The 15,842-nt window shown below is 71.3% G+C and carries 15 protein-coding genes; 6 read left to right on the top strand and 9 right to left on the bottom strand.

What is annotated here, in order from left to right:
* Positions 1-46 precede the first annotated feature (46 nt).
* Positions 47-1,561: an alpha-N-arabinofuranosidase gene (locus tag HB370_RS13760; RefSeq protein WP_030776959.1), complete on the top strand. Its 1,515-nt coding sequence runs from the start codon at positions 47-49 to the stop codon at positions 1,559-1,561.
* Here the strand turns inward: HB370_RS13760 and HB370_RS13755 are convergent, their stop codons facing one another.
* Positions 1,562-4,513 carry a beta-galactosidase gene (locus HB370_RS13755; protein WP_030776957.1) on the bottom strand — a complete coding sequence of 984 codons (2,952 nt, stop codon included), beginning with the start codon at positions 4,511-4,513 and terminating at the stop codon, positions 1,562-1,564.
* Between the two features lie 75 nt (positions 4,514-4,588).
* On the opposite strand from HB370_RS13755, the gene HB370_RS13750 reads away from it, so the two are divergent.
* Both HB370_RS13750 and HB370_RS13745 read left to right on the top strand, forming a co-directional pair.
* A complete protein-coding gene (locus HB370_RS13750) occupies positions 4,589-5,047 on the top strand; it encodes an Rrf2 family transcriptional regulator (protein ID WP_030776954.1) in 459 nt (152 codons plus the stop codon).
* Positions 5,048-5,173: 126 nt separating this feature from the next.
* Positions 5,174-5,389, top strand: a complete 216-nt coding sequence (locus HB370_RS13745; RefSeq protein WP_030776953.1) for a hypothetical protein — start codon at positions 5,174-5,176, stop codon at positions 5,387-5,389.
* A gap of 61 nt (positions 5,390-5,450) precedes the next feature.
* Here the strand turns inward: HB370_RS13745 and HB370_RS13740 are convergent, their stop codons facing one another.
* Both HB370_RS13740 and HB370_RS13735 read right to left on the bottom strand, forming a co-directional pair.
* On the bottom strand, positions 5,451-6,194 hold the full coding sequence (locus HB370_RS13740; RefSeq protein ID WP_030776952.1) for an intradiol ring-cleavage dioxygenase: 744 nt from the start codon (positions 6,192-6,194) through the stop codon (positions 5,451-5,453).
* Between the two features lie 157 nt (positions 6,195-6,351).
* On the bottom strand, positions 6,352-7,089 hold the full coding sequence (locus tag HB370_RS13735; RefSeq protein ID WP_030776951.1) for a VOC family protein: 738 nt from the start codon (positions 7,087-7,089) through the stop codon (positions 6,352-6,354).
* Between the two features lie 172 nt (positions 7,090-7,261).
* Here HB370_RS13735 and HB370_RS13730 point away from each other — a divergent pair, with 172 nt between their 5' ends.
* Positions 7,262-8,218 carry an arabinan endo-1,5-alpha-L-arabinosidase gene (locus tag HB370_RS13730; protein ID WP_030776942.1) on the top strand — a complete coding sequence of 319 codons (957 nt, stop codon included), beginning with the start codon at positions 7,262-7,264 and terminating at the stop codon, positions 8,216-8,218.
* Between the two features lie 3 nt (positions 8,219-8,221).
* Here HB370_RS13730 and HB370_RS13725 read toward each other — a convergent pair whose 3' ends face one another.
* Entirely contained in the window at positions 8,222-9,211 is a 990-nt protein-coding gene (locus tag HB370_RS13725) for a LuxR family transcriptional regulator (RefSeq protein WP_030776933.1), read from the bottom strand.
* Positions 9,212-9,491: 280 nt separating this feature from the next.
* On the opposite strand from HB370_RS13725, the gene HB370_RS13720 reads away from it, so the two are divergent.
* Positions 9,492-9,692, top strand: a complete 201-nt coding sequence (locus HB370_RS13720) for a hypothetical protein (protein ID WP_030776929.1) — start codon at positions 9,492-9,494, stop codon at positions 9,690-9,692.
* A 4-nt stretch (positions 9,693-9,696) separates the two neighbouring features.
* The gene (locus HB370_RS13715; protein ID WP_051815319.1) at positions 9,697-10,002 is read left to right on the top strand and encodes a hypothetical protein; all 306 of its coding nucleotides are present in this window, start codon (positions 9,697-9,699) and stop codon (positions 10,000-10,002) included.
* A 20-nt stretch (positions 10,003-10,022) separates the two neighbouring features.
* On the opposite strand, the gene cutA is transcribed toward HB370_RS13715, so the two are convergent.
* The 5 genes from cutA to mmsA form a co-directional block, all read right to left on the bottom strand.
* Positions 10,023-10,355, bottom strand: a complete 333-nt coding sequence (gene cutA / locus HB370_RS13710; RefSeq protein WP_030776924.1) for a divalent-cation tolerance protein CutA — start codon at positions 10,353-10,355, stop codon at positions 10,023-10,025.
* Positions 10,334-11,776 (bottom strand): aminotransferase class I/II-fold pyridoxal phosphate-dependent enzyme, encoded by a 1,443-nt coding sequence (locus HB370_RS13705; RefSeq protein ID WP_051815317.1) that lies wholly within the window; start codon positions 11,774-11,776, stop codon positions 10,334-10,336. Before HB370_RS13705 ends, cutA begins: the two co-directional genes overlap by 22 nt.
* Positions 11,777-11,872: 96 nt before the next feature.
* Positions 11,873-13,021, bottom strand: coding sequence for an aldose epimerase family protein (locus HB370_RS13700; RefSeq protein ID WP_030776919.1), 1,149 nt, complete (start codon positions 13,019-13,021; stop codon positions 11,873-11,875).
* A 25-nt stretch (positions 13,022-13,046) separates the two neighbouring features.
* The gene (gene mmsB, locus HB370_RS13695; RefSeq protein ID WP_030776917.1) at positions 13,047-14,288 is read right to left on the bottom strand and encodes a multiple monosaccharide ABC transporter permease; all 1,242 of its coding nucleotides are present in this window, start codon (positions 14,286-14,288) and stop codon (positions 13,047-13,049) included.
* The gene (mmsA, locus tag HB370_RS13690; RefSeq protein WP_030776915.1) at positions 14,285-15,835 is read right to left on the bottom strand and encodes a multiple monosaccharide ABC transporter ATP-binding protein; all 1,551 of its coding nucleotides are present in this window, start codon (positions 15,833-15,835) and stop codon (positions 14,285-14,287) included. The genes mmsB and mmsA overlap by 4 nt, the downstream gene beginning before the upstream one ends.
* Positions 15,836-15,842 lie beyond the last annotated feature (7 nt).

Below are 15,842 nucleotides of genomic sequence, written 5' to 3'. Positions count from 1 at the left end.
ACCCGCACCCGCCCACGAATCCCGACCACCCACCCCGGAAGGCACCATGCACACCGCCCGTTTCACCCTCGACCCCGCCTTCACCGTCGGCGAGGTCAACCCCCGTCTCTTCGGCTCCTTCGTGGAACACCTCGGCCGCTGCGTGTACACCGGCATCTACGAGCCGGACCACCCCGCGGCCGACGCCGAGGGCCTGCGTACCGACGTGCTGGAACTGGTCCGCGAACTCGGCGTCACCGCCATCCGCTACCCCGGCGGCAACTTCGTCTCCGGCTACAAGTGGGAGGACTCCGTCGGCCCGGTGGAGGACCGTCCCCGCCGGCTCGACCTGGCCTGGCACTCCACCGAGACCAACCGCTTCGGCCTGTCCGAGTACATCGCGTTCCTGAAGAAGGTCGGCCCCCAGGCGGAGCCCATGATGGCGGTGAACCTCGGCACCCGGGGCGTCGCCGAGGCCCTGGAACTCCAGGAGTACGCCAACCACCCCTCCGGCACCGCCCTGTCCGACCTGCGCGCCGCCCACGGCGACAAGGACCCCTTCGGCATCCGGCTGTGGTGCCTCGGCAACGAGATGGACGGCCCCTGGCAGACCGGCCACAAGACGGCCGAGGAGTACGGCAGGCTCGCCGCCGAGACCGCCCGCGCCATGCGCCAGCAGGACCCCCGCGTGGAACTGGTCGCCTGCGGCTCCTCCACCCAGGCCATGCCCACCTTCGCCGAGTGGGAGGCCACCGTCCTGAAGGAGACGTACGACCTCGTCGACTACATCTCGGTGCACGCCTACTACGAGCCCGTCGACGGCGACGTGGACTCCTTCCTCGCCTCGGCCGTCGACATGGAGTCCTTCATCGAGAACGTGGTCGCCACGGCCGACCACGTGGGCGCGCTGCTGAAGTCGAAGAAGAGGATCAACCTCTCCTTCGACGAGTGGAACGTCTGGTACCTCACCAAGTGGGTGGAGTTCTCCGAGACGCGCGACCTGTCCGACTGGCCGGAGGCGCCCCGTCTGCTGGAGGACAACTACAGCGTCACCGACGCCGTCGTCTTCGGCTCGCTGCTGATCGCCCTGCTCCGGCACGCCGACCGGGTCACCGTCGCCTGCCTCGCCCAGCTCGTCAACGTCATCGCCCCGATCATGACCGAGCCGGGCGGCCCGGCCTGGCGGCAGACGACGTTCTTCCCGTTCGCCCAGGCCTCCAAGTACGGTCGCGGCCAGGTGCTGGACGTCCGCGTGGAGTCGCCGACGTACGAGACGAAGAAGTACGGCGAGACGGACCTGCTGCACGCCACCGCCGTACGCGCGGACGACGGCACCGTCACCGTGTTCGCGGTCAACCGCAGCCGCACCGAGCCGCTGCCCCTCGAAGTCGTCCTGCAGGGCCTGGAGCTGACCACCGTCACCGAGCACACCGCCCTGGCGGACGCCGACCCCGACGCCCGCAACACCCTGACCGACCCCGAACGCGTCACCCCGCACCCGGTCGAGGGCACCGCCCTGGCGGACGGCACCCTCACCGCCGTACTGGAGCCGCTGTCCTGGAACGTGATCAGGCTGGCCTGATCACACCGGTGTGACGGGGACTCCGCCGCTCGCGGCGCCGAGCAGCGTCAGCCGTACCGACCCGGGGCCCGACAGCGTGGTGAACTCCGACAGGACCGCCAGCGCCAGCGTGTTGGTGCCCCGGGTGCGCAGGATGCCGTTCGGCAGCACGAACGTGTGCTGCGGACCGACGTTGTTGATGTACTGGCCCATGTTCCAGCCGTTGAGGAAGAGCTGGGCGCGGTAGGCCCGGTACGGGTCGTCGTCCAGGGTCAGGCCGATCGACGCGTCCACGTCGGCCGGCACCGACAGCCGGAACGTGGTCCGGTACCAGGTGACACCCTGGTACCGCTCCGCGCGCGGGAACTCCGCCTTCTCCCAGTCCCGGTCCCGGAAGCCGGGCAGGTGCCAGCCGTGCCGCTCGCCGTACAGGCCGCCGTTGTTCAGCGGCCCGCGCACCGGGTCGGCGGGCCCCTCGCCCTGGATGCGCCAGCGCACCTTCGGCGCGCCGCCCTTGAAGGTGACCGCGGTCAGCCCGCGGGCCACCTTGTGCGTGTCGAGCGCCTTGCCGTCCTGGTCGTGCTGCATGCGCCGGACCAGCACCGACAGCACATGCCGGCCGGGGGAGCGCAGCCGCTCGCGCACCGGGAAGACGGCCGTGTCCGCCCAGCTCCCTTGCCGGACCGTTTTCTTGTCCGGCACGGGCATCCGGTGCGTGCCCAGCGGCTCGCCGTCCAGCCACGCCATCAGCAGACCCTGGGTGCCGGTGCTGTAGGCGAGCGCGACCTCCTCGATGGCGGTGCTGTCGGTGAAGGTGCCCCGGTACCAGACGTCGCCGTAGTGGAAGCCGTAGTCGTCGGCGAACAGCACCGGCTGCCCCTCGGGGACGGCCGTGGTGGAGAACGACGAGGTCTTGTCGGCCTTCTTCCACGACGAGTCGTCGAAGCCGGGGCCCGCCTCCGGGTTCTCCCGCCGCATCCGCCAGCCGCCCAGCCGCGGCAGCCGCACCTCGGGCACCCCCGGCAGCGACCCCCTGGTCATCAGGGAGCCGGAGAGGGTGACCCGGGTGGTCACCCGGCGCCCGTTCCAGACCAGGGTGTCGATCCCGCGCGGCCCCCACACCTCCAGGCCCGCCGACTCCTTCAGATCACCGGTGAGGCGCACCTCGGAGCCGTGCACCTCGGCGTGGCGCAGCAGCGCCGGGCCGTACACCAGGAGGGTCCCGGACGGGGTGTCGTACGGGAACAGGCGGACGGCGGTGGCGTCGTCGGCGAAGAGCAGCAGCAGCGGGGTGTCGCTGTCGCCCTTCTGCACCAGCATCCGGGTCAGCCCCTCCTCGCCGAGGGGCGCGTTGACGTGCAGCTCCCCCCGGTCGTAGGCCCAGCCGCCCTCCGGGTCCAGCCGCTGCACGGACGGTTCGGCCCGGGACTCCAGGACCAGTTCGGCCATCTGGCCGCGGGGCCCGGTGAACACGGCGATGTCCTGCCGGCCCGTCGTCAGGCACAGCATGGGCGAGGCGGTGGAGTACTTCAGCCTGCGCCGGCCCAGCCGCAGCCCGGTGGTCAGCAGCCTGGCGTCCTTGCCGGGCACGGTGACGCGCAGCTTGCCGGCGTCGGTCGGCAGGTCGGTGGTGACCTCCTCCGTGCCGTCGTTGCGGGCGATGTACACCTGCGCGCCGGTGTCCTGGTTGGCGAGGTGGTAGACCTTCAGCCCCTCGGCACGCACGTCCGGCGCCCGGTCCAGCTTGGCGAAGTCGGGCACGCGCTGGAGCAGATGCCCGAGCTGGTGCATCGGGGCGATCTTGTCGGTGACGTTGCGGGCCTCGTCGATGGCGGCGCCGTAGTCGTACGACGTGTAGACGACCGGTGCGGGCAGCCAGCCCCACGAGGTCCCGCCGAACGTCATGTACACGTTGTGCAGGGTGAGGCCGTTGGCCAGGTTGGTCAGGTAGAAGCGGCGCTCGTAGGCCGCGTCCCGGGTGCGCCGCGACTCGGCGTACCCCTTGCCGTCGAACTCGGCCCCGCCCCACGGGTCGAACCAGCCGCCACCGAACTCGGGCACGAAACCGGGCGTGCTCGGCGAGGCGGTGGCCCCGCCCTTCGGCCCGCCGGGCCCGAAGTGCCCCCAGTCAGGCGGGGTCTTGAACGGCGAGGGATAGCCGTCGAAGCCGTACAGCCAGCCGCCCTTCTCCCCGCCGGTGTCGAAGGAGCCGGGGGTCCAGTAGCCGTTCCTGCCCTTGTCGTTGTGGAACAGCGGGACGTCGATCCCGTCGGCCCGGACCTTCTTGTACAGGTGCGACATGTACGCCCGGCCGGTCGCGTCGGCGGGATGGGCGTCGTACTCGTTCTCGATCTGGTACAGCAGGACCGTGCCGGTGCCCCGGGTGAACAGGTGCCGGCGGGCGATCCGGTTCACCTGGGTCAGCCACTCGTCCACGTGCGACAGGTACGTGGGGTCGTCGGTGCGGGCCGTGCCCTTGGTCGCGGTCAGCCAGCCCGGGAAGCCGCCGCCGTCGACCTCGGCGTTGATGTACGGGCCCGGCCGCAGGATGACGTACAGCCCCGTCTCCGCCGCCATGCGCAGGAACAGGTCCAGGTCCCGGACGCCGGAGAAGTCGTACCGGCCGGGCGCGGGGGAGTGGTGGTTCCAGGCCACGTAGACACTGACCGTGTTGTAGCCGTGCGCCCGCATCTTCTGCAGCACGTCCCGCCACAGCGAGGGGCTCGGCAGTCGGAAGGGGTGCAGCTCGCCGGACCACACCACCAGCCGCCGCCCGTCCACGAGCAGCGAGTACCGGTCGTAGCCGATGGTGTGCCGCGCGCCGTCGGCCCGCGGCGCGGCCGGCGCCGGACCTGTCGGCGCGCTGCCGCCCGCGTACGCGGAGGGCGCCCCGGGGCCGCCGCTGCCGCCCAGGGCCAGCCCGAGCGCGGCGGAGCCGGCCAGGGCACTGAAGGAACGTCTGCTGAGCGCCAAGGTGGGTCCTCCCGGGCGGTCCTAGGGGGCGCGGGTCCGGCCATTCTCCATGGCGGGACGCCCCACAATGGATCCATGAGGATCTCGGCACGGGCGGATTACGCGGTACGGGCGGTACTGGAGCTGGCCGTACGGCAGGGTAACGGCCCGGTGAAAGCAGAGGAAATCGCCGCCGTGCAGGACATCCCGCACAAGTTCCTGGAGGGTATCCTCGGCGACCTCAGGCGGGCCGGGATCGTGGACAGCCGGCGTGGCGGGGGCGGCGGTTACCGGCTGGCGCGGGCGGCACCGGCGATCACCGTGGCCGACGTCATCCGGGCGGTGGACGGCCCGATCGTGTCGGTACGCGGCGAACGCCCGACGGGCCTCGCCTACACGGGCACGGCCCGGCCGCTGCTGCCGCTGTGGATCGCCCTGCGCGCCAACGTCCGCCGCATCCTGGAGGGCGTCACCGTGGCCGACCTCGCGGCGGACGCCCTGCCCGAGCCCGTCCGGGCGCTCGCGGCGGAACCGGCGGCGTGGGAGAACCCGTGAGGGACGGCTCCGGCCGGGCGGGACTCGGACGTCGCGGACTCGGCCGACGGGACTCGGACGTCGCGGACTCGGCCGACCGGGGGACCGGCGCGTTTCCCCGCGCCCGTGCCGTTCGTTAGGGCGGACATGATCAAGAAGCTCACCTGTGCCTCCGCCCTGGCCACCGCGCTGCTGGCCACCGCCGCCCCCGCCGCCGGGGCCGCCGACGCCGTCCGCTCCCCCCTCCCCGCCGCCGGCGCCCCCGGCGTCGCCCTCCTGTCGGGCCTCCTCGGCTCCCTGGAGACGGGCAACCCGGTCACCTCCCTGAACACCCTGCTCCCGATGGGCATCCAGGGCCGCTGAACGAGCCCCCCCCGGCCGGGGCGGGTGGAGGCGAGGTGCCCCCTCCCGCCCCGGCCGGCCGTCAGCCCGCCACCCCCAGCGTGAGGGTGCCGGTGTAGCCGGACGAGGCGGAGCCGCCGAGGGCGGTGAGGCCGAGCAGGCCGGAGACGGCGCCCCGGTCGTCGTAAATGGAGTCCTGCGCGAGGGTGGTGCGCGGGACCGTGTTGGCGGAGTACGGCGAGACCTTGGCGACGGCCGCCGTGACCCTCTCGTCGAAGAAGAGCTGGCCGGTGTGGACGGTCGAGCCGCCGGTGAAGTGGCCGTCCGGTGTCACGGTCACGCCGGTGTGCACCTTGACGTGGATGTGCACACAGCGGCCCCGGTACCACCCCGGGTAGACCGTCGTGAACCTGACGGCCCCGCCGGAGTCCGTGAGAACGCCACCGCGCAGGAAGGTGCGGTCGTCGGGCTCCTGGTGCCCGTTGGCGCCCACGTAGCCGGAGTACTCGCCGAGCGCGTCGGCGTGCCACAGCTCCACGAGGGCGCCGGGGAGCGGGGCGCAGGCGGCGTCGACGACGGTCAGGGCGAGTTTCAGGGGGATGCCGGGCTTGCCCTCGGTGATGTCGGCGCGGACGAGCGCGCCGTCGAGGTAGTAGGGGCCCTGGGTCATCTCGGTGGTGAGCGTGCACACCGCGGCGGCGTTCTGCGCGCCGGCCGCGTCCTTCGCCGGAGCCGCGGCCCCTACGGTCAGCGCCGCGGCGGCACTCCCGGCGGCGGCCAGCACGGTACGGCGCCCGATCTTCCGGGCATCAGAGGTGTCTGTCATGGACACGGCACCGTAGAGACGCTTCCTGTCGGCAAGCTGTCAGTTCGGCAAAGCGGGGAACCGTCAAGCGCGCGGTCCGGCCGACCTCGCGCTTGGACCGGTCTCCCCCCTCGACCCGCCTGCCGTGCCCCTGGTCGGCCGGAGCCGTCGCGCGGGGTCAGCGAGGAGTGAGCAGGCAGAACTCGTTGCCCTCCGGGTCGGCCAGCACCCTCCAGGAGAGCGCGGACTGATCGATGCCGGGGTCGGTGGCGCCCAGGGCGCGCAGCCGGGCCTCCTCCGCCGCCGGGTCGTCACCGCGATAGGGGGCGATGTCGAGGTGGACGCGGTTCCACACGCTCTTGGTGTCGGGGGTGCGGACGAACTCCAGGTACGGGCCGACGCCCGGGGCGGAGCGCATGACCGCGAGGTCGTCGGTGACTTCGTGCAGCGTCCAGTCGATCGCCCGGCCCCAGAACCGGGCCATTTCCCGTGGGTCGGCGCAGTCGACCACCACTGCGGCGATCGGCCCGGTGTCCTGGTGGACCGGGCGGGGCTCAAGGACGCAGAACTCGTTGCCCTCCGGGTCGGCCATCACCGTCCAGGGGACGTCGCCCTGACCCACGTCGGCGAGCGTCGCGCCGAGCTCCCGCAAGCGCGCGACCAGTTCCGCCTGGTGGGCGGCGGAGGTGGTGGCCAGGTCGACGTGCACCCGGTTCTTCACCGTTTTGGGCTCCGGGCGGGCGATGAGGTCGATGCAGACGGCCGCGGGGTCGGGGTAGGCGAAGTCCGCCGGTTCGAGGTTGGTGACGCCGGGGCCCTCGCTGTCGACACCCCAGCCGAGTGCCTCCGCCCAGAAGCGGCCGAGTGCGGCGTCGTCGTGGGCCTTCATGTTGATCTGCACGAGTCGTGATGGCATGACGAAGATCCTAGAAGTCGCCGTCGGCGCCGGGCCGCCGTGATCCAAGGCGTGCCCGGCCGGTGAGTTCGTGCCGGAACCGTTGACTCGTCGACCGTTCGCTTCTACGGTCCCGTTCGAACCGGCGATCGCTGTTCGGTATCACGAACACATCAGGAAGAGGGAGCCCGCAATGAAGCGCACCGCACTCCTCGCCGTCCCCGCCGCCCTGCTGCTCGCGCTCGTGCCGGGCACCGCCTCCGCGTACCCCAACCCCGGCACGGTCACCGGCAGCACCGTCGTGCACGACCCGACGATGATCCGTACCTCCGGCGGCCGTTACCTGCTCTACGCCACCGGCGGCGGCCTGGGCCACCGGACCTCCACCGACCGGATCTCCTTCACCGCCGGCGCCGACGCCTTCACCACCAAGCCGTCCTGGTGGTCGTCGTACGCCACCGAGGCGTGGGCGCCGGACATCTCGTACGCCGGCGGGAAGTACCTGATGTACTACGCCGTCTCCAAGTTCGGCGAGAACACCTCGGCGATCGGCCTGGCCGGCTCCACGACCGGGCTGCCCGGCTCCTGGACCGACTACGGCGTCGTATACACCTCCACCTCCAGCAGCGACTACAACGCCATCGACCCCAACCTCTTCGTGGACGACGACGGCAAGTGGTGGCTGTCCTTCGGCAGTTGGTGGACCGGCATCAAGATGATCCGCATCGACCCCGCGACCGGGAAGCAGTACGCGGGCGACACCAGGCGCTACTCCCTCGCCGCCCGGCCCACCGGCAGCAAGGCGGTCGAGGCGCCGTACATCGTCAAGCGCAACGGCTACTACTACCTCTTCGCCTCCTACGACGTCTGCTGCCAGGGCACCAGCTCGACGTACAAGGTGAAGGTCGGCCGGGCGACCTCGGTCACCGGGCCGTACTACGACAAGAACGGCGTGGCGATGACGAACAACGGCGGCACCCCGGTCCTGGAGTCCCACGGCAACGTCATCGGACCCGGCGGGCAGTCCATCATGCACGACACCGACGGCGACCTGATCGTGTACCACTACTACGACGGCAACGCGGGCGGCACCCCGAAGCTCGGGATCAACCTGCTGAACTGGTCGTCGGGCTGGCCGGTGGCCTACTGAACCTCACAGCCAGCCGCGCTGGGCCGCCTTCAGACCCGCCTCGAAACGGCTGGAGGCGTGCAGGCGCTCCATCAGGGCGGCCATCTGGCGCCGTACCGTCCGCAGGGAGACCCCCAGGCGCTTGCCCGCGGCCTCGTCCGTCATCCCGGAGGCGAGCAGCTTGAGCAGCTCCCGCTCCGCCGGGGTGACCTCCTCCTCGCCCGCCGGTCTACGCCGGTCCGCGCCGAGCGGCACCGCCGACTCCCAGGTCTGCTCGAACAGGGCCAGCAACGACGCCACGATGCCCGGTGCGCTGGTGCACAGGGCGCCCAGGCGGGTGTTGGCCGGATCGATGGGGACGACCGCGGTGCGCCGGTCGAAGATCAGCATGCGGGGCGGCAGCACCGGACTGGTGCGCACCTGCCCGCCCTGCTCGCTGAGCCAGCGGGCGTAGGCGAACGTGGCCGGGTCGTTGCGGGCGCTGTCCTGGTACACGGTCAGCAGCTGCACACCCCGGGCCAGCGCCTGTTCGTCCAGCGGCCGGGAGGCGTCCAGGCTGGCCTGCGACTGGGCACCGCCCGGCTCGATGGCCCGGCACTCCTCGCGCAGATCCTTCGCCAGGCACTCCAGGCGCCGCTGGATGGCGTCCAGTCCGACGAGCCGTTCGGCGCCGTCCTCCCGGGTGTTGGGCCGCAGCGTGGCGAACTCGGCCACCGTACGGGCCACGGCCTCCCGGCTGCGGGCCAGTTCCTCCTGGCGGCGCACCAGCTCCGCCTCCTGCCGGCGCAGGATGATCTCCAGTCCCACGTCGGGGCTGACCGCGCGCAGCATGCCGGGAGCGTCCCGGGACGGCTGGAGCAGCTCCAGGTCCACGAGCCGGTCCAGGCACTCGCGCACCTCGGTCTCGGTGAGCGCCAGCCGTGCGGCCAACTGGGCCACGCCGTCGTCCTCGTGGATCAGCAGAGCCCGGTAGACGGACTCCAAGGACCGATCGAGCCCCAGTGCCTCCAGCACGCGACAACCCCCCGGAAGTGCGTAAATCCCCAGTACGGACGCCTCAGTGGCGCGATTTGATCATCCTACGGACGCGTTTTCGCCACGCAACCCACGCGGTACGGCCACATCTCCCTGGCACCTTCGTGCCAGCCACCTTGGTGCCGGTCGAAGACGCTTCCGCGCTGGTGGCACGGCCCGCAGGATGGTGCTCACCGAGCGGGGCCCGGGCCGGCGGCCGGACCGGATCCCGCTCACCACAGCATCTGTTCTCCGCCATCGCCGTCCAGGGGGATCCGCCATGTTCCGCACCGCTCGCCGTCTGATCGCCACCGGCGCCGCCGCCCTCGTCCTGTCCGCCACCGCCGTCACCGGCGCCGGGATCGTCATCGGCTGGGACAGCGAGTCCGCCGGCACACCGCTGGCCGGGGTCATCGGCTGGGACACCGAGCCGGCGCACACGACGCTCGCCACGGGCGCGGGCGTCATCGGCTGGAACTGAACCCGTGCGGATCGTCAGCGTCACCTTCCGGCCGCACGACGACGACTCACCACGACCCACGGGCATCGGCCCGCTCCTGCACGATCTGCTGTGGGCGCACGCGGTGCCCGCCGCCGGGCTGGAGCACGTCAGGGTCCGCCCGGTCCGGGCCGGTCTGGAGGCGGTGCTCTTCGTCCGCGCCGCGTCCGACGCCGAGGCCGTGACCGGCGTACGGCACCTGCTCACCCGGGTACGCGAACCGATCGCCGCCCACGGTTACGCGGTGCTCCTGCCCCGGCCGGCACACCTCCGCGCCGACTTCGGCGCCTGACATACTTCTGCGCCCGGGGTCTACCCGGCAGGCCGGGTCTCCTCCTCCAGCCACGCCAGGTACGCCCCGCTGCCCGCCACGATCGGGGTCGCGATGATCTCCGGGGTGTCGTAGTCGTGTGCTTCCTTGATGTAGGTCTCCAGGTCCTCGTAGCGCGCCGTGGTGGTCTTGAACAGGATCTGCCACTCCTGCTCGGTCTGTGTCGCGCCCTCCCAGCGGTAGACGCTGGTGACGGGGGCGCTGATCTGTGCGCACGCGGCGATCCGCGCCTCCACCGCGCCGGCGGCGAGGGCCTTCGCCTTCTCCTCGCTGTCCGTGGTCGTCAGTACGGTCAGGTGCCGGTGTTCTGCCATGGCCGGTCTTCCTTCCGGGGGCGGGTCTCCACCGGACGGACGGTACCTCGCACCTGGGCCGCCGTGAGCCCGCCCCGTGCCGGAACCCCGGGCGGGGTGGACGCGGCGGGCGCCCAAGGCGCCACCGGCTCCGGGTGCGCCACCGGCACCGGGGGCGCGACCGGCACCGGAGGGACGGCGGCGGGGAGCGGTATGCCCGTGCCGACGGCCGGAGCGGGCACACCCGAGCGCGGGGCCGCCGCGTCGGACCCGGCCCCGGTAGGGCGCAGCCCCGCCCCGCTCGTCTCCCCGATCAGGCGGTCCACCGTCGCCGTGCCCGAGCTGTAGCCGGAGCCGGTCGCGGAGGCGTAGAGCACCTGTTCCAGCGCCGGCACCAGGCGGCGTACGTCGGCCTGGGGGCGTACCGCGAGGCGCAGGAAGCGGCTGGAGGAGCCGATCTTGTCGCCGCAGTCGCGGACCAGCAGCCGGTGCCCGGTGCGCAGCCGGTCCCGGACGACCGTGCCCTCCGCGCCGACCGGCAGGCGGACGAGGACGAAGTCGGCCTGGGAGGGGTAGACGGTGAGCCCGGAGAGCGTGGCCAGGCGGGCGGTCATGTCCCGGCGGTCCTCGCGGATCCGGTCCCGGCTGCGCGCGTACGCGGGCCCGTGGTCGCGCAGCAGGGACACCACGTGCTCCGCGAGGGAGCCGAGGTTCCGCTTCGGCAGCAGGGAGCGGATCCTGCCCGCCAGCACGGGGTCGGCGGCGAGACAGCCGAGGCGGACGCCGGGCAGGCCGAGGCTCTTGCCCAGGCTGCGCAGGACGATCACGTTGGGGCGGAGCACGGCCTCCTGGGCGAGGCTCGGCTCGGGCTCCGCGTCGGCGAACTCCAGGTACGACTCGTCCACGACCACGAGGTCCAGGTCGGCCATGGTGTCCAGGAACCGCACCAGGTGCTCGCGCCGCGGCCGGCCCCCGTCGGGGTTGTTGGGGGTGCAGACCACGGCCGCCCGGCTGCCCCGGGCGCGCAGGAAGCCGGCGTACCGGTCGAGGTCCAGGGCGAAGCCGTCCGCCTCCTGGAGCGGGAACATGTCGACCCGCTTGCCGGTCACCGCCGGCCGGCCGGTCCAGCGGCCGGACGTCGGCACCGGGACCGCCAGGGACTCCCGGACCAGCGAGTGGTCGATCCAGGCGATCAGTTCGGTGGTGCCGTTGCCCACCGCCACGCACTGCGGCGGGAGGTGGAGCAGGGCGCTCAGCTCGGCGGTGACGGTGTCGGTGTCGGTGCAGGGGTCGCTCGGGCAGGACGTGACGATCTCGCGCAACCGGGCCGCCAGTTCGTCGAACATCCCGGGCGTCGGGAAGTACGGGTTGCCCGCGACGCGGAAGTCCACCGGGCCGGCTCCGGCGCCGTCCCGGAACAGCGAAGTGACGTTGCCGGCCAAAAGGAAACCTCCGTATCCGAGCGCGGCCCGTGCGGGCCGTTCCTGGATACGGAGGTGTCGGGAGGTGCGTTCAACTCACCCAGCCGTAAAGCGGGTTCACGCGCTGAAGCGGTGGATCGTCGTCGTCCGGTACGTCTGGCCGGGGCGCAGTACCGTCGACGGGAACGCCGGCTGGTTCGGCGAGTCCGGGAAGTGCTGCGTCTCCAGGCACAGCGCGTCGCCCTGCCGGTAGGTGCGGCCGGAGGTGCCGGTGAGCGTGCCGTCGAGGAAGTTGCCGGAGTAGAACTGGAGCCCCGGCTGGTCGGTGGCGATCTTCAGGGTGCGGCCGGAGTGCGGGTCGCGCAGGGTCGCGACGTGCTCGGGCCGTGCCGTGATCCCCTTGTCCAGCACCCAGTTGTGGTCGTACCCCTTGGCCAGCACGAGCTGCTCGTCGCCCGCCCGCAGATCCCGGCCGATGGGCTTGGCCCGCCGGAAGTCGAACGGGGTGCCCGCGACCTTGGCCAGCTCCCCGGTGGGGATGAGCCCGGAGTCGGTCGGGGTGTAGCGGGCGGCGGCGATGGACAGCTCGTGGTCCTCGATGCCGCCGCTGCCCTCGCCGGCCAGGTTCCAGTAGACGTGACTGGTGAGGTTGACGACGGTGGCCTTGTCGGTGGTCGCCTCGTAGTCGATGCGCCAGTCCCCGTGCCGGGTGAGGGTGTACGTCACCCGCGTGCGCAGCGTGCCCGGGTAGCCCATCTCGCCGTCGGCGCTGGTGTAGCGCAGCCGCAGGCCGACGTCCGTGCCCTCGGTGAACGGCTCGACGTCCCACACGCGCTTGTCGAAGCCCTTGGCGCCGCCGTGCAGGCTGTTGTCGCCGTCGTTCACGTCGAGCTGGTACGGCTTGCCGTCGAGGGTGAACCGGCCGGCGTCGATGCGGTTGCCGTAGCGGCCGATCAGCGCGCCGAAGTACGGGCTGTCGGCCGCGTAGTCGGCGAGGTTGTCGAACCCGGCGACCACGTTGGCGTACCGGCCGTGCCGGTCGGGGAGTTGCAGGGTCTGGACGACACCGCCGTAGGAGAGCACCTTCATCCGGGTGCCGCCGTTCTCCAGCGACCAGCGGTGGACCTCGGTGCCGTCGGCGAGCGTGCCGAAGTGTTCCCTCACCGGCTTCCTTCCCGGGGCCGCGTGGGCCGTGCCGCCGAGCGTGGTGGCGGCCAGGCCCGCCGCGGCTGCTCCCGCGATGACCGTGCGTCTGTTCAGTTCCATGGGTGCGGCTCTCGCTTTCTGGACCTTACGAACCGGACTTGCGCTTGTTCCACACGTCGAACCCGACCGCCAGCAGCAGGGCCAGGCCCTTGATGACCTGCTGCCAGTCGGTGCCGACGCTCAGAAGGTTCATGCCGTTGTTCAGCACGCCGAGGACCAGACCGCCGATGATGGCGCCGAGGACGGTGCCGACACCGCCGCTCATGGACGCACCGCCGATGAACGAGGAGGCGATGGCCTCGAGTTCGAAGTTGACGCCCGCCTTCGGCGAGGCCGCGTTCAGCCGGGCGGCGACCACCAGACCCGCCAGGGCCGCGAGCACGCCCATGTTCAGGAAGACGCAGAAGGTGACCTTCTTGTCCTTCACGCCGGACAGCTTGGCCGCCGGCAGGTTGCCGCCGATGGCGTAGATGTGCCGGCCGAAGACCGCGTTGCGCATGACGTAGCCGTAGCCGACGACCAGCACACCGAGGACGATCAGCACGATCGGCGTGCCCTTGTAGCTGGCGAGCAGCAGGGTGACGACGAGGATCGCGGCGACCAGCGCGGTCAGCTTGAGCAGGAACAGCCTGGCCGGCAGGACGTCCAGGGAGAACTCCTGCTGGCGGCGGCGGTCCCGGAACTCCTGCCACACCACGGCCGCGATCAGCACCAGCCCGAGCAGCAGGGTGAGGTTGTGGTAGTTGGTGTTCGGGCCGACCTCGGGCAGGAAACCGTTGCCGAGCTTCTGCAGGCCGTCGGGGAACGGGCCGAGGGTCTGCCCCTTGAGGAGGATCTCGGTCAGACCGCGGAAGAGGAGCATCCCGGCGAGGGTGACGATGAAGGACGGTATGCCGAGATAGGCGATCAGATAGCCCTGGATCGAACCCGCGACGGCGCCCATCACCAGGCACAGCACCAGCGCGACGGGCCAGGACACCCCGTGTTGCACGGTCAGTACGGCCGCGAAGGCGCCGGTGAACGCGGTGAGCGAGCCGACCGACAGGTCGATGTGCCCGGCGATGATCACCAGCATCATGCCGATCGCGAGGATCAGGATGTAGCTGTTCTGGAGTACCAGGTTGGAGACGTTGCGCGGCAGCAGCAGGTCCCCGTCGGTCCAGATCGCGAAGAGGACCACTATCAGGCCGAGTGCGATCAGCATGCCGTACTGGCGCATGTTGCGGCGCAGGCCGGCCAGCATCACGCCGAGCAGTCCGTCGGCGGCCGGTCCGCTCCCGCCCGGCGGCGCGGGGGCCGGGCTCTTGGCGGTCACATCCGTGCTCATCGCGTTACCTCTTTGTCCTTTGTCATATGACGCATCAGCACTTCCTGCGTGGCCTCGGCCCGCGGCACCTCACCGGTCAGCCGTCCGGCGGCCATCGTGTAGATGCGGTCGCACATGCCGAGCAGCTCGGGCAGCTCGGAGGAGATGAAGACGACCGCCTTGCCCTGGGCGGCGAGCTGGTCGATGACCGTGTAGATCTCGAACTTGGCGCCCACGTCGATGCCGCGGGTCGGTTCGTCGAGGATCAGCACGTCCGGACCGGCGAAGATCCACTTGCTGAGGACGACCTTCTGCTGGTTGCCGCCGGAGAGCTTGCCCACCGGCTCGAACACGGTGGGCGCCTTGATGTTCATGGACTTCCGGAAGCCCTCGGCGACCTGCCGTTCCTCGTGCTCGTCCACCACGCCCCGCTTGGCGACCTTGTCCAGCGCGGTCAGCGAGATGTTCCGGTTGATGGTGTCGATGAGGTTGAGGCCGTAGTGCTTGCGGTCCTCGGTGACGTACGCGATGCCGTGTCCGATCGCCTCCGGCACCGTCCTGGTACGGATCTCCCGGCCGTCCTTGAGGACCGTGCCGCCCGCGTACCGGCCGTAGGTCCGCCCGAAGACGCTCATGGCGAGTTCGGTGCGGCCCGCGCCCATCAGGCCCGCGATGCCGACGATCTCTCCGCGGCGCACGGTCAGCGACACGTCGTCCACGACCTTGCGCTGCTGGTCGATCGGGTGGAACACGGTCCAGCCGCGGATCTCCAGCGCCGGTGCGACGCCCTGCTCCGGCTGGTGCGGGGTGCGCTCGGGGAAGCGGTGGTCGAGGTCGCGGCCGACCATGCCGGCGATGATCCGCTCCTCGGTGGTCTCCGGCGCCTTCACGTCGAGGGTCTCGATGGAGCGGCCGTCCCGGATGATCGTCACCGAGTCGGCGACCTTGCGGATCTCGTTGAGCTTGTGGGAGATGATGATCGAGGTGATGCCCTGGTTCTTCAGCTCCAGGATCAGATCGAGGAGCTTGTCGCTGTCCTCGTCGTTCAGGGCCGCCGTCGGCTCGTCCAGGATCAGCAGCTTCACCTGCTTGGACAGCGCCTTGGCGATCTCCACCAGCTGCTGCTTGCCCACGCCGATGTCGGCGACCCGGGTCTCCGGGTGCTCGTCCAGTCCGACCCGGCGCAGCAGTTCGGTGGCGTGGCGCAGGGTCTCGCGCCAGTTGATGAGGCCGCGCGTGGCGTGCTCGTTGCCGAGGAAGAGGTTCTCCGCGATGGACAGGTGCGGCACCAGCGCCAGTTCCTGGTGGATGATGACGATGCCGTGCTGCTCGCTCGCCCGGATGTCACGGAACTGGCAGATCTCCCCGTCGAAGAGGATGTCCCCCTCGTAGGTGCCGTACGGATGGACGCCGGAGAGCACCTTCATCAGGGTGGACTTGCCGGCGCCGTTCTCCCCGCAGATGGCGTGGACCTCGCCCCGCCGGACGGCCAGGGTGACGTCCGACAGCGCCTTGACACCGGGAAAGGTCTTGACGATCGAGCGCATTTCCAGGACGGGTCCCGCCATGGTCGTG

Origin of the sequence: Streptomyces sp. DSM 40868 (genome assembly GCF_011820545.1) — a bacterium.
GTDB classification, from domain to species: domain Bacteria; phylum Actinomycetota; class Actinomycetes; order Streptomycetales; family Streptomycetaceae; genus Streptomyces; species Streptomyces eurythermus.
This window is presented reverse-complemented; position numbering and strand designations above follow the sequence as displayed.

What these genes read in the sequence shown, in the direction of transcription:
- HB370_RS13720 (WP_030776929.1), top strand. Translation starts at nt 9,492, where the DNA reads ATGTTCCGCACCGCTCGCCGTCTGATCGCCACCGGCGCCGCCGCCCTC.
- cutA (WP_030776924.1), bottom strand. Translation starts at nt 10,355, where the DNA reads ATGGCAGAACACCGGCACCTGACCGTACTGACGACCACGGACAGCGAG.
- HB370_RS13735 (WP_030776951.1), bottom strand. Translation starts at nt 7,089, where the DNA reads ATGCCATCACGACTCGTGCAGATCAACATGAAGGCCCACGACGACGCC.
- HB370_RS13740 (WP_030776952.1), bottom strand. Translation starts at nt 6,194, where the DNA reads ATGACAGACACCTCTGATGCCCGGAAGATCGGGCGCCGTACCGTGCTG.
- mmsA (WP_030776915.1), bottom strand. Translation starts at nt 15,835, where the DNA reads ATGGCGGGACCCGTCCTGGAAATGCGCTCGATCGTCAAGACCTTTCCC.
- HB370_RS13700 (WP_030776919.1), bottom strand. Translation starts at nt 13,021, where the DNA reads ATGGAACTGAACAGACGCACGGTCATCGCGGGAGCAGCCGCGGCGGGC.
- HB370_RS13750 (WP_030776954.1), top strand. Translation starts at nt 4,589, where the DNA reads ATGAGGATCTCGGCACGGGCGGATTACGCGGTACGGGCGGTACTGGAG.
- HB370_RS13745 (WP_030776953.1), top strand. Translation starts at nt 5,174, where the DNA reads ATGATCAAGAAGCTCACCTGTGCCTCCGCCCTGGCCACCGCGCTGCTG.
- HB370_RS13760 (WP_030776959.1), top strand. Translation starts at nt 47, where the DNA reads ATGCACACCGCCCGTTTCACCCTCGACCCCGCCTTCACCGTCGGCGAG.
- HB370_RS13730 (WP_030776942.1), top strand. Translation starts at nt 7,262, where the DNA reads ATGAAGCGCACCGCACTCCTCGCCGTCCCCGCCGCCCTGCTGCTCGCG.
- mmsB (WP_030776917.1), bottom strand. Translation starts at nt 14,288, where the DNA reads ATGAGCACGGATGTGACCGCCAAGAGCCCGGCCCCCGCGCCGCCGGGC.